Raw genomic sequence first — 21469 nt, forward strand, 5'->3', positions numbered from 1 at the left:
CCGACCAGGGTAGGAGCAGCCTCCGACATCGCCGGGGTGCCCCGCGGGGAAGGCGCAGACTCAGACCCGGCCGGCGCGTCGCCGCGACGTCAGATCGGCGACGCCCAGCACGAGGGCGAGCGCGAGGAAGAGCCCGACGGAGACCATCCCGAGGGCGTAGGCGTCGTGGTAGACATCGATCCGCGGTGTCGATCCACCCCCGAGCCGGTTCACCGTCGAGTAGAACAGCGACAGGGCGACGGCGGTTCCGACGGCCGTGCCGATCCGCTGCACGAGCTGACCGACGGAGCCGGCCAGCCCGCCCTGCTTGACCGGGATGTCCGCGAGGGTCAGGGTCTGGTTCGGTGAGATGACGAGGCCACCGCCGAAGCCCCCGACGGTCAACACTCCCGCCATCGCGAACTCGACGATCCCGGGCGGCACGAAGTAGGCGACGAGGGCGAGGGCGACGACCGCCGAGAGCATGATGATCAGACCCCCGACGACGAGCGGGCGCCCGACACGGGTCACGATCCGGCCGCCGACGTAGGAGGCGCCGGCGCTCGCGACGGCGAAGCCGATGGAGACCATGCCCGCGAAGACGGGCTCGAGGCCGACGCCCAACTGCAGGAACAGCGTCGTCAGCAGGAACATCGCCGGCAGCGCCATGAAGTAGACCGCCTGGATGAGAGTGCCGTTGCGGTACGACGAGATGGCGAAGAGCTGCAGCGGAATGAGCGGATGCTTGCCGGATGCCGCATAGCGACGCTCCCACCACACGAACAGGGCGGCGAAGACCCCGAAGGCCACGAGCGACCACCAGCGCTGCGGATCGTCGCCCTGCGCGCCGGTCGTGAGGAGGAACGGCACCATCAGCGCGATGACGACGAACGCGAAGAGCACGAGACCGACGGGATCCAGTTGCAGCCGCGCCGGCCGGGATTCGCGTGTCTTCGGGAGGAGCCAGACGACCCCGGCGAGGACGGCGAGGGTGAGCGGGACGTTCATCCAGAAGATGTAGCGCCAGCCGTCCTCGGCGCCGCCCAACGCGATCATGAGGCCCCCGAGCGTCGGGCCGAACGCCGTCGAGATTCCGATGGTGGCGCCGAAGAGCCCGAATGCCTTGCCGCGCTCGGCCCCCTGGAACATCTCCTGCGCCAGTCCGATCACCTGCGGCATCTGGATGCCGGCCGCGACGCCCTGCACCAGACGGGCGGCCAGGAGCACCTCCGTGTTCGGCGCGAGCGCGCACGCGACGCTCGTCACGGTGAACAGCAAGAGTCCGATCACGAACAGCGCGCGTCGCGACCGCTGGTCACCGATGCGTCCGGCGGGCACGAGCGTCAGTCCGAACGTGAGCACGTACCCCGACACGATGAGCTGCAGCTCCGTCGAGCCCGCGCCGAAGGCCTTCTCGATCGAGGGCAGCGCGACGTTGACCTTCGTCAGGTCGAGGATCGTCAGCGCCGCCACGGCGACGCAGACCCAGAAAGCCCGCCACCGCTGGTGCACCGACAGCGGGATGCTCGCCGTGTCACTCATCGTGGGTCAGGGTACGCCCGCGCGAAGGCAGCGATCCCGCCCTTGCACTGTCGGCCCGGGGGCCGTAAAGAGAACAGCCCCGGCACGACGAATGCCCCGAGGCCGGCCCGGGGCATTCGCGACGTCGTCGGGTCAGTCGACGGCGAGGTCGTCGACGATCCGCGCGATCTCGTCCTCGCCGACACCGAGGCCGACCTCTGAGACGCGCTGGCGCACGTACTTCTCGACCGTCGCCCGGTTCTCACCCGGGAGATCCGCGCGCAGCTGCGCGATGAGCCCGTCGATGCGCTCCCGCTCGGTCGTGTCGTGCATCGACAGCGCCGGGCCGTCCTGCACGCCCGGAGGGGAGACGGGGGTGTCCTCCTTCGGAGGCGTGACGTCTCCGTCGGTCCCCGCCGAGGTGGCGCGTGTGCCACCACGCCCCGTCTCGGGGGCGTCCTGCGTCGCGGAGTCCGAGACGCTCGAGTCGATCTCGTCGGCCTGTCCGCTCATCGCTGCTCCTCCTCGTCCGCCTGCTCGTCGGTGACGAGGTCCGGGTCGAGCCCCTGCTGGATCTCGGCGCTCTCGACGAAGCCGTCGGGGCTGTCACCGTCGGGCATCGCGGCGGCATCGGCGGGCGTGTCAGCGTCGCGGACGGCGTCGTCTTCGGCCTCGCTCGCGGCGAGCGAGGTGGCCCCAGCGCCATCGGGATCGACGACACCCTCGGGTAGATCGCGGTTCATGACTGTCTCCTTCGATCGATGGCCCCAGTCTGACGCCGGCATCCGATCGTCAGCACCGTCTTGACAGGCGCGCGGCGAGGGACGTAGCCCGGCGAAGACTCCACCGCGGCGCGGCCGGTCAGCGTCGCGGCTGCAGGATTCCCGCACGATCGGGGTGGGCCTCGAACCAGTCGGCGACGTACCAGCAGACCGGGCTGATCGTCCGGTCGCCGACCCCTTCGATGTCGGACACGGCGCGCTCGACGACCTCGGCCGCGTAACCGTGACCGCGGAAGGTCGGAATCGTGTAGGCACGGGTCAGCGCGACGGTGCGCCCGTCGTCGCGGTAGTCGAGCACGCTGACGAGGTCGCCTCCGCGGTGCAACGTGTAGCGGGAGGCATCCTTCTCGTGGGTGAAGGTCAGATCGCTCATGAGGCCACGCTACGCCCGGCCGGCGGCAGCGAGGCCAGCCAGACGTCGATCTCCGAACGACTGCGCAGCCGCACGATCCGCTCCCCCGCGGCGATGCGCCCGAGCATCCGCTCACGCGTGACGGGATGATTGGTCCACGCGAACCGGATGATGTTGCGTTCGGGATGCCATCGGAGCAGATTGCTCGCACGCTCGCGGTTCCCGTGCCAGAGCTCCTCGCGCCGCACCACACGCCGCAGCGTGCGCCCGATCACCTGACGCATCACGCGCCGACGCGGGAGATCGAGCCATACGACCGTGTCGGGACCTTCCGGCGAGCCCGGGTCGAGCAGATCGCCCAGCTTCGAGTCCCAGTTGCCGTCCATGACCCAGCCCTCGGGGTGCTGCCGCATGAATCCGCGGACCCGGGCGTGCGCCTCGTCGAGGTCGCGCCTGCGCCAGCCGGCATCCCAGAAGACCGCGTCGAGCTCGAGCCGCGGGAGCCCCGTGCGCGTTGAGACGCGGTCCGCGAGCACGCTCTTTCCCGAGCCGGAGGTGCCGACGATGCGGATACGCGTAGCCACGATCGTGCACCGTAGCGACGATTGAGCAATCTGTCACATTCCGTCATCGGACGACGCCGCGAGCTGGTGTGTTTGACACATCGGGACACGGATCGTCATAATCAACCCCATGACTGACATCGCACGCACTCTGTCCGCCCGGGAGGCGAACGGAACTGCCGGCATCATGATGATGCCGCAGCGTGCTGTCATGTGTTGCCGAATGTGCCGCTGACAGGTGAACCCCGCCTGATCCTCCGCCGCTTCTGAACGCGGCCGCGGATCCCCGAGTTCCGATGGACGGCCCACAACGCCGACATCCGGATGCTCGCTCACCGGCCCCCGCTGGGCCTCACGCAACGCACACCCGAACCCGCCGCAGGCTGCCAGCCCGGGTTCACGTTCCGAGGACGAACCTCCCATGTCGAACACCGCTCTTCTCGCCCCCGCCGCCCCCGCTCGCCACCTCCGCGCCGTCGAGACCCCTCCGCCGGCCCCCGCCGCCGCGACCTCGACCGCGCCGCGCGGCTTCGCGCTCTACGTCGGCATCGACGAGGCCAAGGCCGCCGCCGACGGCGTCTCGCTCTCGACCCTCGTCGAAGCTCTGCGCCGCACGCTGGGCGACCTCGCACCCCACGCCGAGACCTACGCGACCGTCGCGCTCGCACCGATCGGCACGGGTGGCCGTGACGTCGACGTCGTGCGCCTCGCGCTCCACGAACCCAGCGCCGTGGCTCGCACGAAGCAGGACGTCCCGTCCGAGGACCACGTTCCCGGCGGCGTGACCGTCGACATCTCGCGCAAGCGCGTCTTCATCGACGGCGAGTCCGCGGCCTTCACCTTCAAGGAGTTCGAGCTGCTGCAGTACCTCGTGCTCCGCGAGGGTCGCACGATCGAGCGCTCCGAGCTCGTCGAGTCGCTGTGGAACAACGGCTCCGACGACGAGGCGCCGGGTGAGCGCACGATCGACGTCCACGTGCGCCGCCTGCGCGCGAAGCTCGGACGCTACGAGGACATCGTGCGCACGGTGCGCGGCGTCGGCTACCGGTTCGACCGTCACGCCGACGTGGTCATCCGCTACGGACACGGCACGCCGTCGCCCGACCGCTTCTGACCCGGGCCACCGCGCCGCGGCATCATCCGGCGTCTCTCACGGCGGGATGTCGGAGGTTCCGACGTAGGGTGTGCCCATGAGCGCGGTGACGACGGGACGGATGCCAGGCCGTCGCCCGGCGATCCGCGAACGGGGTCGCGAGACCGAACCGTCGCACGCCCGCCCGATCGAGACGGAGTACCGCCCGGCCGCGCCGACCGACGTCGCCCGTGCGGTGCGCCACCAGCAGCACGGCGCACACGATCCCACCATGACCACGTCGGGCGAGGTGATCTGGCGCGTCAGCCGCACGCCGCACGGCATCGCGACGCTCGCCCTGCGGGTGGGCCGCTCGCTCGTGAGGGCGGCGGCGTGGGGTCCCGGCGCGGAATGGGCGATCGAGCAGCTGCCGCGGCTGTGCGGCGGCCATGACGATCCCGACGGTTTCGACATGGCGCGGCATCCGCTCATCGCCGACATCCATCACCGGTATCCCGACATCCGCCTGGGCGCGACCGATCTCGTCTTCGACGACCTCGCGAGCGCGATCTTCGAGCAGAAGGTGACCGGCCTGCAGGCGTTCGGTGCGTGGCGCGCGATCGTGACCTGGTACGGCGAGCGCGCGCCGGGACCGACGCCGCGTCCGATGTTCGCCCCTCCCGCCGACTGGCACCTCATCCCGAGCTGGGCGTGGCATCGCGCCGGTCTCGAACCGCCGCAGTCTCGGACCGTCGTGCGCGCGGCACAGCGACGGTCGTCGATCGAGCGCGCGGTCGGCGAGGCATCCGACGGCGACGAGCGCGAACGCATCCTGACGTCGCTGCCGGGCATCGGGCCGTGGACGTCGGCCGAGACCCGCATCCGCGCCTTCGGTGACCCCGACGCCGTGAGCGTGGGCGACTATCACCTGTGCCACACCGTGGGCTACGCCCTGACGGGGCACCGGGTCGACGACGACGGGATGCTCGAACTGCTCGAGCCGTGGCGGGGCCATCGACAGCGCGTCATCCGGCTCATCTACGCCGGCGGCGTGTTCGAACCCCGTCGCGGGCCGCGGCTGCATCCCGAAGACCATCGCGACCGCTGACGCCCCCGGCATCGTAGGCTCGGGTCATGGCGAATCGGGGATGGCAGCGCGGACACACCTATTGGGCGCTCGGCGCCGCCCTCGTCTTCGTGCTGGGCATCGTGTTCGGCCTCGTGATGAACAACGTGTGGCTGGGGCTCGTGCTCGCTGCGGCGATCTCGGTGGGCTGGCTCATCGCGTACGAGTCGCGTCGCGGACGCAACGAGGGCGTCTACGACCGCGATGACGACGGCGCGCAGCTCTGACGCCCGCGGGAACCGCTTCGCCTGACAGTTCCCGCCCCTTCGCCGCGCGAGATGGGGCCGGAACTGACAGGTGACGGCCTGCTCCGCGCGGCTCAGCGGAAGTACACGGCGAGCGGATAGTCGCCGTCGTCGCGAACGGCGATCGGCGTGTGGAACACGCTCTCGAGCACAGCGGGGCGCATGATCTCGTGCGGCGTCCCCGCGCACGCCACCGTTCCCCCGGTGAGCGCGACGATGCGGTCGGCATAAGCGGCAGCGAAGTTGATGTCGTGGATGACGACGACCACGGTCTTGCCCAGCTCGTCCGCTGCGCGCCGCAGCTGCCGCATCATCCCCACCGCGTGGCGCATGTCGAGGTTGTTGAGCGGCTCGTCGAGCAGGAGGTACTCGGTGTCCTGCGCCAGCACCATCGCTACGTAGGCGCGCTGACGCTGCCCGCCGGAGAGCTGATCGAGGTAGCGGTGGGAGAGATCCTCCAGATCGAGGAATCGCAGCGCCTCATCGACGTGGCGCCGATCGTCGGGGGTGAGGCGTCCTCCGGAGTGGGGGAAGCGCCCGAAGCCGACGAGGTCGCGCACCGTGAGCCGCGTGACGAAATGGTTCTCCTGTCGCAGGATCGACACGACGCGCGCCAGCTCGCGGCTCGGGGTGCGCGCGACATCGAGACCTCCGACGGTGACCGTGCCCGTGCTCGGCTCGGTCAGGCGCCCGACGATCGTGAGCAGCGTGGACTTGCCGGCGCCGTTGGGCCCGACGAGGGCGGTCACCCCGCCGGCCGGGATCTGGAGGTCGATGGGACCCAGCACGCGCAGACCCCCGTAGGACTTCGAGACGTCGGTGAGCGTGATCACAGCGCGCCCTTTCGCAGAAGGTAGACGATGAAGAACAGGCCGCCGACGAACTCGATGATGACCGTGAGCAGGCCCGCGGCGTAGAACACGTGCCGCAGCACGAAGTAGCCGCCGAGCAGCATCGCCGCCCCCAACAGCGCCGCGAAGGGCAGGATCACGGCGTGGCGGGACGATCCGGCGAGCTGGTAGGCGAGGGTCGCGACGATGAACCCGAAGAAGGTCATCGGGCCGACGAGCGTCGTGGAGACCGAGATGAGCACGGCCACCAGGATCAGCAGGACCGTCACCTCGCGCTTGTACGCGAGGCCGAGGTTCGTGGCGACGTCGCGGCCGAGGGTCAGCACGTCGAGACGTCGGCGGCGACGCCATACGACGACGAGGACGATCGCGACGATCACCGCAGCCCACGGAAGATACTCGGGGTTCGAGTTGCTCAGGTTGCCGAACAGCCGCGCCGAGAGCAGGTCGAAATCGCTCGGCGTGAGCAGCCGCTGCATCACCGACGAGAGCGAGCCGAACCCGACCCCGAGCACGATTCCGATCAGCAGCATGATGTGCAGGTTCCCCCGCTTGCCGGCGAAGAGCCATCCATAGAGGAGGGTCGCGAAGGCCACCATCAGCAGGCTCTGGAGAGCCACCTTGGCGAGCCCGTCGGTGGCCGCGAGCGCGGCTCCACCGAAGAAGAACACCAGGCCGGTCTGCATCACGACATAGAGCGCGTCGAACCCCATGATCGAGGGTGTGAGGATGCGGTTGCCCGTCGCGGTGTGGAACAGCACAGTCGCGACCGCCTGACAGCACGCGACGATCGCGACCGTCGCCACCGTCGTGACCCGGAGATCCACGGCGAGCCAATAGCCGCGCCGTCCCGGATCGAGCGGAATGTTCCAGGTCAGCAGCAGCACGGCGGCCGCGACGACCACGACCGCGAGAACGACGAATCGCAGCCAGACCCGCGGCACCCGCTCCACGGTGGTCGGGGACGGCGCATCGACGGCACCGCGCAGCGCCTCAGCCATCGTGCCCTCGCTGCCGGAGCAGCAGCGCGACGAACACCGCAGCACCCAGGACGCCGAGGATCATCGAGACGGGCACCTCGAACGGCGTCCGGATGACGCGGCCGACGATGTCGCAGACGACGATGACAGCCACTCCCCCGAGGCACACCCACGGGAGGTTCGCGCGGAGGTTGTCTCCGCGCCACATCGACACGAGATTCGGCACGATCAGCCCGAGGAAGGGCAGGAACCCCACGACGACGGTCGTGACCCCGGTCGCGACGGCGACGAGAGCCGTGCCGAGGAGGAGCACCCGGTCGTAGTCGACGCCGAGCGTCGTCGCGACATCCTTGCCGAGGCTCGCCGCCGTCAGCCGGTCGGCGAAGAGCGCGACGAGCACGACGACGATGCCGACGATCCACAACACCTCGTAGCGGCCGCGGACGACGGCGGTGAAGCTGCCCATGAACCACGTGCCCAGCATCTGCAGCGCGTTCGCGCTGACCGCGAGGTAGGTCGTGAAGGACGAAACGACGGCGCCGAGCATGATGCCGATGAGGGGGACGATCAGCGACGAGCGCAGCTGGATGCGCCGCAGGATCGCGAGGAAGACCATCGTGCCCAGGAACGCCGCGATGCTCGCGACGACCATACGCACGACCAGCGGCGCGTCGGGCACCAGGAGCACCGTGGCGAGGAGGCCGAGCGCTGCCCACTCGGTCGTGCCGGTGGTGGTCGGCTCGACGAAGCGGTTCTGCGTCAGCAATTGCATGACGAGGCCCGAGACGGCCATCGCGCAGCCCGCGAGGACCAGCGCGAGCGTGCGCGGAATGCGGGTGATCCACAGCATCTCGCCTCCGACGCCGCCGGAGGCGAGGTCGTAGACGCCGACGAAGAGTGAGAGCACGACGAGACCGGCCACGACGATGATCGCGGCCGGCAGGACGAGACGCCCGCGGAGGCGGGCGGGAACGGTGAGAGAAATCATGACGGATCACGGGCCCCGGCCAGCTGTCCCGGCCGGGGCACCGCGCAGAACGATCAGGCCGCCGCGGCGAACGCCGTCGCGATGTCGGCGTAGAGCTTGGTGTAGGCCTGGATGCCCTCGTCGAGGTAGAAGCTCGGTGCGAGGTAGACGATCTGCCCCTTCTGCACGGCGGGAACGTTCTGCAGGGCCTCGGAGCCCTCGATAAGCTCCTTGGCCGAGACGTAGCCGTCCTCACCGAACATGGCGTCGCGATCCAGCACGATCAGCCACTCGGGGTTCGCCGCCGCGATCGCCTCGACGCTGATGTCGTCGCCGTGCGAGGCGTTCTCGGCTCCGCGATCGATGCCGGGGACGAGCCCGAGCGTGGGGAAGACGGCACCGACGCCGCGCCCCTCCCCCGGGGCCGCGAACGAGATCTTGCCGCCCGACGTGAGCAGGCCCACCACCGTGTCAGTGCCGTTGTAGGCCGCCTTCGCGTCGGCGACGGCGCCATCGAGGTCGTCGGCGAGCTTCTTCGCGTCATCCTGCCGGTCGAAGACCTGCCCGAGGATCTCGACCTGGCGCTTCAGTTCGGCGACCTGCTCCTCACCCTCGCGAGCGCTGGTCTCGATCGTCGCGGGCTGGATCGCCCTCAGGTCGTCGTAGATGTCGCGAAAGCGGTATCCCCCGACGATGAGGTCGGGCTGCGCCGAGATGATCGCCTCGAGGTCGGGCTCGCGGTGCAGCCCGACGTCGAGCACCTCGTCGCCGCCGGACAGGTTGGGCCATAGGTCGTACATCAGCGGCTTCGGTGCCGCCACGAGGTCGATGTCCCAGTCGCTCAGCGTCTGGAAGGTCGTGTTGTCGAGCGCGACGACGCGTTCGGGCGCCACGGGCACTTCGATCTCGCCGTGGTTGTCTGTCACGGAGACGGTCGTCGGCGAGCTCGCGTCGCCACCGGACTCGGCGGCCGGGCTCGCCGACGAGGCGCAACCGGCGAGGCCGAGTGCTGCGACGAGCGCGATCGAGACGAGTGCGGGACGGCGGAATGCATGGCTCACGTGACGTATCTCCTGGTGCGGTGCGAATCGGATGCTGGTCGACGGGCGACCGGGTGCCGAAATCGAGACCCCGGCAGCCACTTAGGTTAGCCTAACCTTTATGTCCGCCTCGACCGCAACCCCCTCATTCCGGATCGCCCGCCGAGCGCTCGACCTGCGCTTTCGCTTCGTACGTCTGGCCGCCCGACAATGGCTGACACCGGCCTACGTGCGCGTGAGACTCGAAGGCGCGGATCTGCGGGACTTCGATTCCCCGGGCTGCGACGACCACGTGCGCGTCTTCTTCCCCGAGGTGGCCCCCGAGAGCATCGACGAGATGCGGGCGGCGCCGAGCCGCGAATACACCCCGCTCTCCTGGGACGCCGACGAGGGCTGGCTCGATCTCGAGTTCGCCCTGCACGGCGACGGCGTCGCAGCGGAGTGGGCGGCGACGGCGGAGATCGGGTCGACGATCGGGATCGGCGGCCCGCGCGGGTCGGCGGTGCTCACGGGCCGCCCCGACGGCTGGTTCCTCGCGGGAGACGAGACAGCCGTCCCCGCCATCCGGCGGTTCGCCCATCACATGGATGCCGCCGCCGTCGGGCGCGTGCTCATCGAGGTGCCCGACGCCGAGCACGAGTTGCCCATCGCCACGCCGCCGGGGGTCGTCGTCGAGCAGGTGCACCGCGGATCGGCATCCGCCGGCGTTGCCCTCGCCGCCCGGCTCGACGCCCTCGGCGACGAGCCGCGACCGGGCGGCGCCATCTTCGGATTCGTCGCGGCCGAACAGTCGATCGTGCGCTCGGCTCGAGCGCTGCTCATCGAGCGCTGGCGCCTCGACCCCGAGCAGATCACCGTCAAGGGCTACTGGAAGCGGGGCGAGCCCGAGTACCACGCTCCCCACTGACCCGCGCGGACCCGCTTCGCCTGACAGTTCCCGCCCCTTCGCCGCGCGAGATGGGGCCGGAACTGACAGGTGACGGCCTGCGCCGCGCGGCGACGCTCGGCTAGCATCGCGGGATGGAAGCCGTCTCGACAGCACCGCTGCCGAACGCTTCGCTGGCCCAGGCGATGCGCCGTTTCGTCGCGCTTCTCCTGCTCGCGCTGCGACGGTCGCGCTCAGAGGGCGCACGTTTCGACGGGGATGCCGCTCTGCTCGAGCGCGCCGCCGGCTGGGCGCGGACCGAGGTGGTGTGATGCCTTTCCTCTCCGTGATCCCGATGCTGCTGTCGGTCATAGGTGCGATGTCCGTCGGCGACTCCAGCGGGCTCGCGACGGCGGCCGCCGTCGCCCTTGTCACGATGGCGATCGCCGTCGTCTCGATCTCGGCCGCGACGACGACGACCGGGGCCGCGGGTTCACGGCGACCCCACCCGCGGCGGTCGATCTCACCGTCGACGCTGCTGGCGCAGAGCGACCCGGATGCTCCCGGTCGACGACGTCCCCGCGCGCCGGGCTGCGTGGCCCCGGCCGCGTAGCCACGCCCGGAACGGCTTCACACCAACGCGCGCGCCCGCGCCCGCGCTCCGCGCCAGCGCCGTCCGGCGTCCCTTCGCGGCTGATCCCTCGTGCTCAGCCTCGACGATCGGACTCATCATGGACCTGTCCTCCTTCCCACCCACCGCCACCGCGCTCGACGCGGTGGCCTCGATCCTCGCCGCTCTGACCGCGGCACTCGCACCCGCGCTCGGCGGCCTCGCCGCCGCGGCATCCGTCATCCTCATCACCGTCGTGGTGCGAACGGCGTTGATTCCCGCCGGGGTCGCACAGGCACGCGCGGATCGCGCCCGCGCGCGGTTGGCGCCCCAGCTGCGCGAGCTGCAGCAGCGCTGCCGCACCGACCGCGAGAGGCTGCAGCGCGAGACCCTCAAGCTCTATCGCGACGAGAACGTCTCGCCGACGGCGGGCTGCCTGCCTCTGCTCGTCCAGGCCCCCGTCGTGGGACTGCTCTACGGGGTCTTCATCCATCCCACGATCGCGGGCCATGCCAATGGGCTGCTCACCGAAACACTCGCCGGTGTCCCGCTCGGGTCGAGCCTCGCGGGCACCGTCGCGGCGGGGCCAGTGCCGCTCGCAGCCGCCCTCGTGTTCGGCTTCGTGATCGCCGCGATCGCGCTCGTCGGCGAGCTGACCCGCCGGTCGTTCCGTGTCACCGACGCCCCGGCGGCGGTGTCGGGGCTGCTCGGCGCGGCACAGTTCGCGACGGCGGTGGTCGCGGTGTTCGTGCCGCTCGCGGCGGGGCTCTACCTGGCGGTGACGGTGGCCTGGACGCTGGCGCAACGACTCATCCTCCGCCGCATTCTCCCGCCGACAGCGGCGTGAACGCGTGACCTGACAGGAATGGCCCCTTCCCGAGCGAGGAAGGGGCCATTCCCGTCAAGCGGTCGCCCCGCGGGGCGACCGACGCGCGGCTCAGGCGCGCGCGGGCAGATTCTCCTCGAGGAACGTGAAGACCGTCTCGTACCAGACGCGCGCGTTCTGCGGCGAGAGGATCCAGTGGTTCTCGTCGGGGTAGTACAAGAAGCGGTGCGGGCTCGTGCCGTCCTCGGCGGCGTGATGCTCGTTGAGGTCGGCCCACAGCCGCAGCCCCTCACCGATCGGCACGCGATAGTCGCGGTCGCCGTGGATCACGAGCATCGGCGTCCGGATGTCGGCGACGAAGCGGTGCGGCGAGTTGGCGATGGCTCCCTCGGGGCTGAAGATGCTCTGCCAGTACGGCGCGAAGTCGGTCGTGCCGGCGAACTGGTCGAATGCCCACAGGCTCGCGTGGGTGACGATCGCGTCGAAGCGGTCGGTGTGCCCGGCGACCCAGTTGGCCATGTAGCCGCCGAACGAGCCGCCCATGGCGGCGGTCCGGGTCTGGTCGATGTCGTCGCGGGCCACGACGGCATCCGTGATCGACATGAGGTCGGTGAACGGTGCCGCACCCCACGCATCCCACCCGCGGGCGATGAAGTCGAGCCCGTAACCGGTCGACAGGGCGGGATCGGGCAGCAGGACGGCGTATCCGCGGGCCGCAGCCAGCAGCGGACTCCATCGCCAGCTCCACGCGTTCCAGCTGTTGAGCGGGCCGCCGTGGATCCACAGGAGCAGGGGCGCGGGCGCCGCGGCATCCGCACCCTCGGGCAGCACGAGCCAGCCGCGCACGCGGGCTCCGTCGTCGGCCGTCGTCTCGACCTCGACCATGGATGCGGTCGTCGCCGGCGAGGGCGCGGGGCTCACCAGCGGCGTCACGGTGCCGTCGGCTGCGACCCGGACCGGATGCGGCGGGGTCATCCAGTTCGAGCGGAGAGCGATGACATCGGCGGTTCCCGCGACCGGCTCGACGTGCGTGTAGGCGAAGTCGTCGTGCGTCGTCTGCGCGACAGCACCGCCGTCGAGCGGCACCGTGAACACGGGGCCGCGACCGTCGTGATCGGCGGTGACGACGAGTGCGGCATCGTCGTCGGCGAAGCGGAGGCTGCTCGGCCAGCGGTCCCAGCCGGGTGCCAGGCGCTGCGCGTCGGTGCCGTCGAGGGCAGCCGCCCACAGCTCCTGGTCGGCGGGCCCGGCGGGGGTGGACTTCGCGGTGCGGACGTAGGCGATGCGCGTGCCGTCACGGCTGATCGCGGGTGCTTCGACATCGACGTCGACCTCGTCGCGGAGGATGCGCAGCTCGCCCGTCGCGGTGTCGATCGCAACGAGACGATGGCGGGCGTCGCGACCCTGCGGCTCGGGCACCGAGGCGACGAGCGTCGCGCCGTCGGGGGTGAGAGCCATGCCCGCCGTCGACGCCGCGCGACCGCGGAGCAGGATTCGCGGTCGCGGCAGGCCCGCCGGGTACGGCTCGTCGGCGGCGTCGGATGCTCCCGCGGCGGCTCCGACCACCTCGTCGACAGCCTGGTCGGCGGTCGCGATGACGGCGGGCGCGTCGGCCAGCTCGTCGAGGTCGAGGGCGAGCAGCACGGGCTCGTGCGGGCCGAGGTCGTGGTCCCAGTACCGCACGGGGTAGGTGTCGTGGATGATCGCCGAGACCTTGAGCTTCTTCCGCTCCGCCCGCAGCTTCGCGTCGGCCTCGATCGTGGCAGCGTCGGGAAGCAACGACGACGCGATCACGATGCGGTCCGATTCGGCCGCGGTCACGACGCCGGAGACGCCCCCGGCCAGCCGGGTCACGGGACGCGCCTCACCGCCGGCGGCCGGAAGCAGCCACAGCTGCGCAGGTGCCTCGTCGGCCGCGTCGTTGTCGGGGCGCGCCGAGACGAACAGCAGATCGCCGGACGAGGTGAACACGGCCCCGGATTCGCCGGTGGTCGAGCGGGTCAGGCGCCGCGGGGCGCCGGTGCCGTCGGCGGGCACGGACCAGAGCGAGCGCTCGTACCCGGTGCGGTCCTTCGTGAGGGTCGCGACCGTGAGCACGACGTGCGAGCCGTCGGGCGAGGTCGCCGCCGCGTCGATGCGGGGAAGGGCGTAGTAGTCGTCGAGAGAGTCGAACGGTGTCGTCGGCATGCCTCCACGCTATCCGGCGCCGCCTACATCTCCTCGTGCGTGTCGGGGTCTCCGTCCCAGAGCCGGCCGCGTTCGAGCGCGCTGATCGCGGCGATCTCGTCGTTCGACAGCAGGAGGCCGAACACGTCGGCGTTCTCGCGCTGGCGCGCCGGGTCGGCCGACTTCGGGATGGGGGTCGACGACAGCTGCGTGTGCCAGCGCAGCACGACCTGCGTGCCCGTCACCCCGTGGGCGGCCGCGATGTCGGCGATGACCTGCTCGTTCAGCAGCTCGCTGCGCCGGGCCAGAGGGCTCCAGCTCTCGGTGCGGATGCCGTTCGCGGCGTGGAACGCGCGCAGGCCGGCCTGCGGGAAGTACGGGTGCATCTCGACCTGGTTCACCGCGGGCGCGACTCCGGTCTCGTCGATCAGACGGGCGAGCATCGGCTCGGTGAAGTTCGACACGCCGACCGAGCCGACCTGCCCCTCGTCGCGGAGGGCGAGCATCGCCCGGTAGGTCTCGAGCCACTTGCCCTGACTGGGGTTCGGCCAGTGGATGAGATAGAGGTCGATCTTCTCCACCCCGAGCCGGCCGAGCGACCCCTCGGCGCTGCGGATCGTCTCATCGAAGCCGTGATCGCGTCCGGGCACCTTGGTGGTGATGATGAGCTGGTCACGGATGCCGCTGCGGCGCACGGCCTCGCCGACCTCCGACTCGTTCTGGTAGTTCACCGCCGTGTCGAGCAGCCGGTAGCCGGAGTCGATCGCGGCGGCGATGGCATCGACGCCCTCGGGTCCGCGCAGGTTGTAGGTGCCGAGCCCGAGCTCGGGGAAGTCGGAGCCGTCGTTGAGCGAGACCGTGGGAATCGTGAGCATGCCGCACACGCTACGCCTTCGGCGCTGCCGGCGGCGCGGGGTTGCGCAGGGCGTTCCCGTCGCTCAGCGAGCGAGGAACTCCTCGATCACCGTGAGCACTCCCGCCTCGGTGTGCGAGGGGGCGCTGTAGCGCGCGACCGCCGCGATCTCGGGATGCGCCTCGGCCATCGCGTAGGAGTACCGCGCCTGCTGCAGCAGTTCGAGGTCGTTGAGGTAGTCGCCGAACGCCATCGTGTGCTCGGGACCGATTCCCAGCGTCTCCTGCAACCTCGCCAGCGCCCGCCCCTTGTTGACTCCGGGGTTCATGATGTCGACCCAGTGCTGCCCCGAGACCACCACCTGGTGGGTTGCGCGCAGATCGATCAGTTCACGAGCGACCGAGTCCTCCGCGCGGGCGAAGTCGAAGACGGCGAGTTTGAGGATCTCATCGTCGACGCGGGTCAGGTCGTCGACGACTGCGAGCTCGGCGTAGTACGTGTCGGCCTCGGCGAAGAAGGTGTCGTCGGCGCGTTCGATGTAGGCCGAGCGCTTGCCGCAGACGACCAGACCGACATCGAGATGGTCGAGGCCGCGGATGCGCCGGACGACGGATGCCGCGAACTCGGGGTCGACGGCATCCGAGCTGATCTCGGCGCCGTCGCGGACGACGTACGCACCGTTCTCGGCGATGTAGTCGAGCTCCACCGGGGCGTCGGCGAACTGTCGGCGGAGCGTCGCGAGCTGCCGCCCGCTCGCGGGTGCGAACACGATGCCCCGGTCGCGCAGTCGCGGCAGCAGCCGCCACAGCCCGTCCGGGATGCGTCCGTCCGCGTCGAGGAGGGTGCCGTCCATGTCGACGGCGATCAGGCGGATATCGGGAGCGGTCACCGTCCCATCCTCGCCGACGGGACCGGCGGCGGTGATCGCGCGCTCCCGGGGGATAACCCGAAGGCGAGTCTCCGGGCCGCTCGCCTGCGCCGCACCGGGTCGCGGTCCTAGCGTGGAGCCATGACCACAGCCGTCGCCAGCACCGCCCCTCCATCCCGCATCATGACGTGGGTGCGCCCGCTCGGGGCCCTCACCCAGCTCGCCGCCCTCGGCTTCGCCGGCAGCGCCGCGTTCACGGTGATCCTGACGCTCATGGGTGTCGGCATCGGCCTCACCCCGGCACTGGGCCTCGGGCTCCCGGTGCTCGTGGGCTTCGTCTATGCGCTCTGGCTCACCGGCTGGCTCGAGTACGCCCGCGTCGACGGCCTGTACGGATGGGGCCTCCCCGCGCTCTCGCCGCGCAGCAGCGGCCGGCCCGGGTTCGGCGGATGGCTGCGCACCGTCTGGATGCAGTTCACCGACGGGCGGATGTGGCGCGGTGTCGCCCACGCCGCGATCTCGACGGTGCTGGGCCTGATCGTGCTGAGTCTCGCAGGCCTGCTCGCCTCGGGCATCGCGCTTCTCTTCGCGCCGCTGTACGCGACCCGCGACGTCACGCTCGCGGCGACCTGGATCACCGTCCCGCTCGAGGGCGCCGTCGTGGCCGGAGTGCTGATGATCATCGTCCCCGCGGCTGTGCTCCTGGGCATCGCGCTGCTGCACGGGATACTCGCGAAGTCGATCCTCGTCCCCTCCCGCGAGGCCCAGCTCGTCGAGGCCGCCCGCACCGCAGGCGTGCAGCGCGAGGGCGCGGTCCGCGCCGGGGAGCTGGAGCGCACCCGTATCGAGCGCGACCTGCACGACGGCGTCCAGCCGCGTCTCGTCTCGGTCGGGATGACGCTGGGGCTCGCCCAGCAGAAGATCGACGACGATCCGGATGCCGCCAAGGAACTGCTCGCCGAGGCGCACACCTCGACGAAGGCAGCCATCACCGAACTGCGTCAGCTCGCACGCGGCATCCACGCCTCGGTGCTCGACGATCGCGGGCTCGACGCGGCACTGTCGGCCCTCGCCGCCCGCTCGCACGTGCCCGTCAGCCTCGACGTGCGCGTCGACCAGCGGTGCAGCCGCACCGCCGAGGCGGCGGTGTACTTCGCGATCGCGGAGTCACTCACCAACGCGGCCAAGCATTCGCGGGCCGGGGAATGCCGCGTGGTGGTCCGCCACCGCGACGATCACACCCTCTGGGCACGGGTCGAGGACAACGGCGTCGGCGGGGCCCGGGTCATCGCCGGCGGCGGGCTCGACGGGATCATCAACCGCATCACCGCCGCGGGCGGCACGACACGCCTCGACAGCCCGGCCGGCGGACCGACCGCTCTGGAGGTGAGCGTCCCGTGCGCATCCTGATCTGCGAGGACTCGACGCTGCTGCGCGAGGGGATCGTCCGGCTGCTGGCCGACTCGGGCCACGAGGTCGTCGCGGCCCTCCCCGATGCCGACGGCATCTCGGCCGCCGTCGCCGAGACCGGTCCCGACCTCTGCATCCTCGACGTCCGACTGCCCCCGACGTTCACCGATGAGGGCATCCGCGCCGCCCTCGCCCTGCGCGCCGAGAACCCCCGACTGCCGATCCTCGTCCTGAGCCAGTACGTCGAGGAGCGCTACGCCAGCGAGCTCATCACCTCGCAGGGTGCGGCCCTCGGGTACCTCTTGAAAGACCGCGTGGCCGACGTCGGCGAGTTCCTCGCGACGATCGAACGCATCGGTTCGGGAGCCACCGTGCTCGATCCCGAGGTGGTCGCTCAGCTGCTCATGCGCCGATCGCGAGACGAGCGGATGTCGCGGCTCACCGAACGCGAGCGCACGGTGCTCTCGCTCATCGCCGAGGGGCGCAGCAACCAGGCGATCGCCGCCGCGATGTTCCTCAGCGAGGCGAGCGTCGAGAAGTACATCACCTCGCTCTTCCAGAAGCTCGACCTCGAGCAGGACGAGCACGGCAACCGCCGCGTGCTCGCCGCGCTCGTCCACCTCGAACACGGCGGCACGCAGCCGCAGAACGGAGCAGTGCGATGAGCACGACCCTGACCCCGCCCCCCGCCACGCCGCCCGGGGCCCCCGTCGAGCCTCCGACGACGGGAGGCACGCCCCCGACCGGCCCGACGTCGACGCCGTCGTCGGCAGCCCGCGTGATCGCGGGACTGACGATCGCCGCGGGCGCCGGCCTCCTCCTGTTCACCGCCGGAACCAGCGTCATGTCGACCATCATCAGCGGCGGCGCCGCGACCTCGACGATCTCGGCGCCGACGGCGGGTGTGAGCATGCTCGAGATGGATGCCGCCGCGGCAGACGTCGAGGTCTCATTCGGCGATGTCGACGAGGCGACCCTCACGGTCACGGGCACGGGAGGCGCCGAGGCGTGGGAGCTCGCCCGCGAGGGTGACCGGCTCACGGTCGACTCCGACCGCGACTGGTGGAGCGGATGGCGCCTGTGGGGCGGCTCGTCACGAGCGACCCTCGTGCTGCCTGCCGACCTCGCGGGGATCGACGCCCAGCTGAGCGTGGGGGCGGGAGCCCTGCGCGCGGACGGTGAGTTCGGCGCCCTCGCGCTGCGTGCCGACGCGGGATCGATCGATGCGGCAGGGACGGCGACGAGCCTCGATGCCCGGGTGTCGGCCGGACGCGTCTCGGTCGAGCTCGACGGTGTGCGTGAAGCGACGGTCGACGTCAGCGCCGGTCGCATGTCGGGCGCCCTCGCCGGCACAGCGCCGACGTCGGTGACGATCGCCGCCGAGGCGGGCGGCGTCGATCTCGCCCTCCCCCGCGGCGGCTACGCGGTCAGCTCGACACAGGAGGCGGGCTCGTTCGTCAACGGGCTCACCGAGGACCCCTCGTCCCGCAACCGGCTCGAGGTCCGGGTCTCGGCGGGCTCGGTCGTCTTGCGCGAGGGGCGCTGACGGCCCGCGGGGCGATCCTGAACGATCGCTATGCAGCATTGATGAGAACGACTCAGCCGTTGCATCCCGTTACCTGGCCGTTATAACTTCGAGGCACGCAGTTCCCCCCAACTGCGCGGTGTGATCTCTGGTGCAAGGGATGACAGGGCCGGTCGACGATTCTGAGTCGGCCGGCCCTTCTCACGTCCGCGGGGTGCTCCCGCCGGTCGTAGGCTGGCCCGGTGCGAGCGTTCACCGGTCATCTTCCCGGGTCACCCGCTTACCGCCGGCTCATCACCGGGTTGTTCTTCGCCGGCGTCGCGACATTCGCGCAGTTGTACTCGCCGCAGGCGGTCCTCCCCTTCATCGGCTCGGAGTTCGCGGTCGAACCCGCCACAGCCGCGCTGGCGGTCTCGGTCTCAACTCTCGGTCTCGCCGTCGGTGTCATCCCCTGGTCGGTCGTGGCCGACCGCATCGGGCGCGTGCCCGCGATGGCGATCGGAGTGATCGCCGCGACGGTCCTGGGCCTGCTCGCCCCGCTCGCTCCGACACTGCCCCTGTTACTCGGCGCCCGACTGCTCGAGGGCGCGGCGCTCGGCGCCGTGCCGGCCATCGCCCTGGCGTATCTGTCGGAAGAGGTCGACGCCGCCCACACCGCGACTGCGGCGGGCAGCTACATCGCCGGTACCACGATCGGCGGGCTGCTCGGAAGGCTGGTCGCGGGTCCCTTCGGCGACGTCGGTCTGTGGCGGGGCGGGGTGTTCGCCGTCGCGGCGGTGTGTGCCGCGTCGGCCGTGCTCTTCCTGTGGCTCACGCCACCGGCTCGCGGTTTCGCGCCGCAGCGTAGGACCGGCGCGACGGGCCCGTCACTGGTCGCCCGACTCACGACGAACCTGCGCGACCGCCGCCAGCTCGCTCTGTACGCTCAGGGGTTCCTCCTCATGGGCGGCTTCGTCGCCGTGTACAACTACCTCGGGTTCCACCTCGTCGCGCCGCCGTACTCGTTGCCGTTGTGGGTGGTGAGCTTCCTCTTCCTCGCCTACCTCGCCGGCACCGTCGCTTCGCCCTGGGCCGGGTCGCTCGCGGCATGGTACGGCCGCCTGGCGGTACTGCTCGCCGCGCTGGCGGTCATGGCGATCGGCATCGTCGTGACCGCGGTGCCTCACGTCATCGCGGTACTGGTGGGGCTGCTGATCCTGACGGCGGGCTTCTTCGGCGCGCATGCGATCGCGTCGGGCTGGGCTCCCGCGGCGGCGAGGCCGGAGACCCGGGCTCAGGCCGCATCGCTGTACTACCTCGGTTACTACGGCGGCTCGAGTCTGTTCGGATGGCTCCTGGGCTATGCCTTCCACGATCTCGGCTGGATCGGTGTCGCCGGATGCACCCTCGCGATGGTCGCGATCGCAGCGCTGCTCGCGGTGTTCGGGCTCACGGCGCCGCGTCGGTCTGCCTGACCGCCGGCGCCACACCCGACGACCGGGCGACCTCGCTGGAATCCGCACCCCGGGTGCCGCGGGCTCGGACGGCGGCGCCTCGGCGTACGCCCGGCTCAGCCGCCGGTACTGCGGCGAGGCGAAGGCGAGGAGCACGATGACGAGCATGAGGGCGCTCGCGGCGACGAAGGCCAGGGCGATGCCCCGCGCCTCGCCCCCGCCGAGCAACCAGCCGAAGGTGCGCTCACCGGTATCCGTACGCATGAAGGGGATGAGGCCGAACTGCGCGAGCGGCCCGATCAGATACGCCGAAATCGGCGACGCCGCCGACTCGACCGACGCCGCGAAGCCGAAGACCCTCCCCTGGGTATGGAACGGCACGACGCGCTGGATGACGGTCTGCTCGGCAGCCTCGGCCACGGGCATGAGCATCATGAAGACGAAGATCCCGAGTGCGTAGAGCCACCACCACTCGCGGATTGCGAAGGTCATGCCCAGCACGGCGACGCCCACGTTGACGAGAAGCAGCGTACGCACGGGGTTGCGTCCGAGTCCGCGCGCAGCGACGAGGGCGCCGCCGAGGATGAAGCCGGTGCCGGTGACCGCGAGCACGATCCCCCACGCCTCCACAGTGAAGAGCGTCAGCCCGTAGGGATCCATGAGAGCCATGAAGACCCCGCCCACGAGGTTGTTGATGGTGGTGAACAGGATCAGTGCCAGCAGGCCCGGCACGGCGCGGATCGCCGGGATCACACCGCGGAACGTGAAGGCCGGTGTGGCGGCATCGTGAGCCGCGGCGACGCCGCGCTCGGGGATCGACACGAACATCAGATGGCCGAGGGCGAGCGCCGTCGCGGTGACCGCGATCACGACCGTCCATCCCATTCCGAGCAGGCCGATCGAGAGGCCGGAGAAGACGCTCGTGACGATGAACGCCACGCCTTGCACGGTTCCGACCAGGCCGTTCGCCCGGTCGCGGCGGTCGCCCGGCACGAGAAGCGTCACGGTGGTCGACAGCGCGATGTTGCGCAGGTTCTCGACCACTCCCCCGATGAGGATCAGCCCCGCGAAGATCCAGAACCAGGGCCGGCCCCAATCGACGAGGACCGCCTCGGGGAACAGCAGATAGACCGCACCGGCACCGAGATAGGTCGCGAGGGTGATGAGGCTCGAGAGCACCATCACCGCCTTCTTCTTCAGGTGGTCGACGAGGGCCCCGAAGACCACCCCGAACACGGCGACGAGCAGCATGTACGAGCCGCCGATGATGGATGTCGCCAGGACGTTCTCCGTCGCGAGGTAGGCCCAGAACGTCAGGGCGAACCAGAGGAAGCTCGAGGTCACGTTCGCGAGCAGAGTATTGCCGAGCACCTGGTGGAACGCGCGCATGCGCGAGGACTCCAGTGCGCTGAGCGGGGCGGTCATGGGACGAACA

At 70.7% G+C, this 21469-nt stretch carries 23 protein-coding genes and 1 pseudogene; 11 read left to right on the forward strand and 13 right to left on the reverse strand.

The features are described from left to right. Window positions 1-60: 60 nt before the first annotated feature. From ACU6RU_RS01660 to ACU6RU_RS01680, 5 genes are all read right to left on the reverse strand, one after another. Window positions 61-1521, reverse strand: a complete 1461-nt coding sequence (locus ACU6RU_RS01660; protein ID WP_289330977.1) for an MFS transporter — start codon at window positions 1519-1521, stop codon at window positions 61-63. Window positions 1522-1653: 132 nt separating this feature from the next. Continuing rightward, complete coding sequence (locus tag ACU6RU_RS01665) at window positions 1654-2013, reverse strand: hypothetical protein (RefSeq protein WP_259455232.1); 360 nt, start codon at window positions 2011-2013, stop codon at window positions 1654-1656. Then, window positions 2010-2243, reverse strand: a complete 234-nt coding sequence (locus ACU6RU_RS01670) for a hypothetical protein (protein WP_289330976.1) — start codon at window positions 2241-2243, stop codon at window positions 2010-2012. The genes ACU6RU_RS01665 and ACU6RU_RS01670 overlap by 4 nt, the downstream gene beginning before the upstream one ends. Window positions 2244-2361: 118 nt before the next feature. Continuing rightward, window positions 2362-2655 (reverse strand): GNAT family N-acetyltransferase, encoded by a 294-nt coding sequence (locus ACU6RU_RS01675; RefSeq protein WP_446725732.1) that lies wholly within the window; start codon window positions 2653-2655, stop codon window positions 2362-2364. Next, window positions 2652-3218 (reverse strand): toxin, encoded by a 567-nt coding sequence (locus tag ACU6RU_RS01680; protein WP_289330974.1) that lies wholly within the window; start codon window positions 3216-3218, stop codon window positions 2652-2654. Before ACU6RU_RS01680 ends, ACU6RU_RS01675 begins: the two co-directional genes overlap by 4 nt. Window positions 3219-3618: 400 nt before the next feature. On the opposite strand from ACU6RU_RS01680, the gene ACU6RU_RS01685 reads away from it, so the two are divergent. From ACU6RU_RS01685 to ACU6RU_RS01695, 3 genes are all read left to right on the forward strand, one after another. Continuing rightward, window positions 3619-4311, forward strand: coding sequence for a winged helix-turn-helix domain-containing protein (locus ACU6RU_RS01685; protein ID WP_120263349.1), 693 nt, complete (start codon window positions 3619-3621; stop codon window positions 4309-4311). 76 nt (window positions 4312-4387) lie between these two features. Next, window positions 4388-5377 (forward strand): DNA-3-methyladenine glycosylase family protein, encoded by a 990-nt coding sequence (locus ACU6RU_RS01690; RefSeq protein WP_446725733.1) that lies wholly within the window; start codon window positions 4388-4390, stop codon window positions 5375-5377. A 26-nt stretch (window positions 5378-5403) separates the two neighbouring features. Then, the gene (locus tag ACU6RU_RS01695) at window positions 5404-5622 is read left to right on the forward strand and encodes a hypothetical protein (RefSeq protein ID WP_023952268.1); all 219 of its coding nucleotides are present in this window, start codon (window positions 5404-5406) and stop codon (window positions 5620-5622) included. A 92-nt stretch (window positions 5623-5714) separates the two neighbouring features. On the opposite strand, the gene ACU6RU_RS01700 is transcribed toward ACU6RU_RS01695, so the two are convergent. The 4 genes from ACU6RU_RS01700 to ACU6RU_RS01715 are packed head-to-tail and all read right to left on the reverse strand — an operon-like array spanning window position 5715 to window position 9499. After that, on the reverse strand, window positions 5715-6473 hold the full coding sequence (locus ACU6RU_RS01700) for an iron ABC transporter ATP-binding protein (protein WP_446725734.1): 759 nt from the start codon (window positions 6471-6473) through the stop codon (window positions 5715-5717). After that, on the reverse strand, window positions 6470-7492 hold the full coding sequence (locus tag ACU6RU_RS01705) for an iron chelate uptake ABC transporter family permease subunit (RefSeq protein ID WP_446725735.1): 1023 nt from the start codon (window positions 7490-7492) through the stop codon (window positions 6470-6472). The genes ACU6RU_RS01700 and ACU6RU_RS01705 overlap by 4 nt, the downstream gene beginning before the upstream one ends. After that, window positions 7485-8459, reverse strand: coding sequence for an ABC transporter permease (locus ACU6RU_RS01710; protein WP_446725736.1), 975 nt, complete (start codon window positions 8457-8459; stop codon window positions 7485-7487). The genes ACU6RU_RS01705 and ACU6RU_RS01710 overlap by 8 nt, the downstream gene beginning before the upstream one ends. A gap of 53 nt (window positions 8460-8512) precedes the next feature. Continuing rightward, window positions 8513-9499: a siderophore ABC transporter substrate-binding protein gene (locus ACU6RU_RS01715; protein WP_120263353.1), complete on the reverse strand. Its 987-nt coding sequence runs from the start codon at window positions 9497-9499 to the stop codon at window positions 8513-8515. Between the two features lie 100 nt (window positions 9500-9599). Here ACU6RU_RS01715 and ACU6RU_RS01720 point away from each other — a divergent pair, with 100 nt between their 5' ends. The 4 genes from ACU6RU_RS01720 to ACU6RU_RS01735 all read left to right on the forward strand — a co-directional run bounded on the left by ACU6RU_RS01720 (window position 9600) and on the right by ACU6RU_RS01735 (window position 11800). Then, window positions 9600-10385 carry a siderophore-interacting protein gene (locus tag ACU6RU_RS01720; protein ID WP_446725737.1) on the forward strand — a complete coding sequence of 262 codons (786 nt, stop codon included), beginning with the start codon at window positions 9600-9602 and terminating at the stop codon, window positions 10383-10385. Window positions 10386-10498: 113 nt separating this feature from the next. Then, window positions 10499-10675: a hypothetical protein gene (locus ACU6RU_RS01725; protein ID WP_446725738.1), complete on the forward strand. Its 177-nt coding sequence runs from the start codon at window positions 10499-10501 to the stop codon at window positions 10673-10675. After that, the gene (locus ACU6RU_RS01730; RefSeq protein ID WP_446725739.1) at window positions 10675-10956 is read left to right on the forward strand and encodes a DUF6412 domain-containing protein; all 282 of its coding nucleotides are present in this window, start codon (window positions 10675-10677) and stop codon (window positions 10954-10956) included. The genes ACU6RU_RS01725 and ACU6RU_RS01730 overlap by 1 nt, the downstream gene beginning before the upstream one ends. Before the next feature lie 118 nt (window positions 10957-11074). After that, on the forward strand, window positions 11075-11800 hold the full coding sequence (locus tag ACU6RU_RS01735; RefSeq protein ID WP_446725740.1) for a YidC/Oxa1 family membrane protein insertase: 726 nt from the start codon (window positions 11075-11077) through the stop codon (window positions 11798-11800). A gap of 90 nt (window positions 11801-11890) precedes the next feature. Here ACU6RU_RS01735 and ACU6RU_RS01740 read toward each other — a convergent pair whose 3' ends face one another. The 3 genes from ACU6RU_RS01740 to ACU6RU_RS01750 form a co-directional block, all read right to left on the reverse strand. Further along, window positions 11891-13966, reverse strand: a complete 2076-nt coding sequence (locus ACU6RU_RS01740) for a S9 family peptidase (RefSeq protein ID WP_446725741.1) — start codon at window positions 13964-13966, stop codon at window positions 11891-11893. Window positions 13967-13989: 23 nt separating this feature from the next. Further along, window positions 13990-14820: an aldo/keto reductase gene (locus ACU6RU_RS01745; protein WP_120263358.1), complete on the reverse strand. Its 831-nt coding sequence runs from the start codon at window positions 14818-14820 to the stop codon at window positions 13990-13992. 63 nt (window positions 14821-14883) lie between these two features. Beyond that, entirely contained in the window at window positions 14884-15687 is an 804-nt protein-coding gene (locus ACU6RU_RS01750; protein WP_120263359.1) for a Cof-type HAD-IIB family hydrolase, read from the reverse strand. 120 nt (window positions 15688-15807) lie between these two features. Here ACU6RU_RS01750 and ACU6RU_RS01755 point away from each other — a divergent pair, with 120 nt between their 5' ends. The 4 genes from ACU6RU_RS01755 (at window position 15808) to ACU6RU_RS01770 (ending at window position 20055) form a co-directional block, all read left to right on the forward strand. After that, on the forward strand, window positions 15808-17076 hold the full coding sequence (locus tag ACU6RU_RS01755) for a sensor histidine kinase (RefSeq protein WP_289330965.1): 1269 nt from the start codon (window positions 15808-15810) through the stop codon (window positions 17074-17076). Continuing rightward, window positions 17064-17741, forward strand: coding sequence for a response regulator (locus ACU6RU_RS01760; RefSeq protein WP_120263361.1), 678 nt, complete (start codon window positions 17064-17066; stop codon window positions 17739-17741). Before ACU6RU_RS01755 ends, ACU6RU_RS01760 begins: the two co-directional genes overlap by 13 nt. Then, window positions 17738-18622 (forward strand): hypothetical protein, encoded by an 885-nt coding sequence (locus tag ACU6RU_RS01765; RefSeq protein WP_289330964.1) that lies wholly within the window; start codon window positions 17738-17740, stop codon window positions 18620-18622. Before ACU6RU_RS01760 ends, ACU6RU_RS01765 begins: the two co-directional genes overlap by 4 nt. 221 nt (window positions 18623-18843) lie before the next feature. After that, window positions 18844-20055 (forward strand): MFS transporter, encoded by a 1212-nt coding sequence (locus tag ACU6RU_RS01770; protein WP_446725742.1) that lies wholly within the window; start codon window positions 18844-18846, stop codon window positions 20053-20055. A 300-nt stretch (window positions 20056-20355) separates the two neighbouring features. Here ACU6RU_RS01770 and ACU6RU_RS01775 read toward each other — a convergent pair. Continuing rightward, window positions 20356-21459: pseudogene (locus ACU6RU_RS01775) on the reverse strand (MFS transporter); the annotation flags it as partial. Between the last annotated feature and the right edge of the window lie 10 nt (window positions 21460-21469).

The sequence above is a fragment of the Microbacterium sp. F1-18 genome (assembly GCF_052921305.1).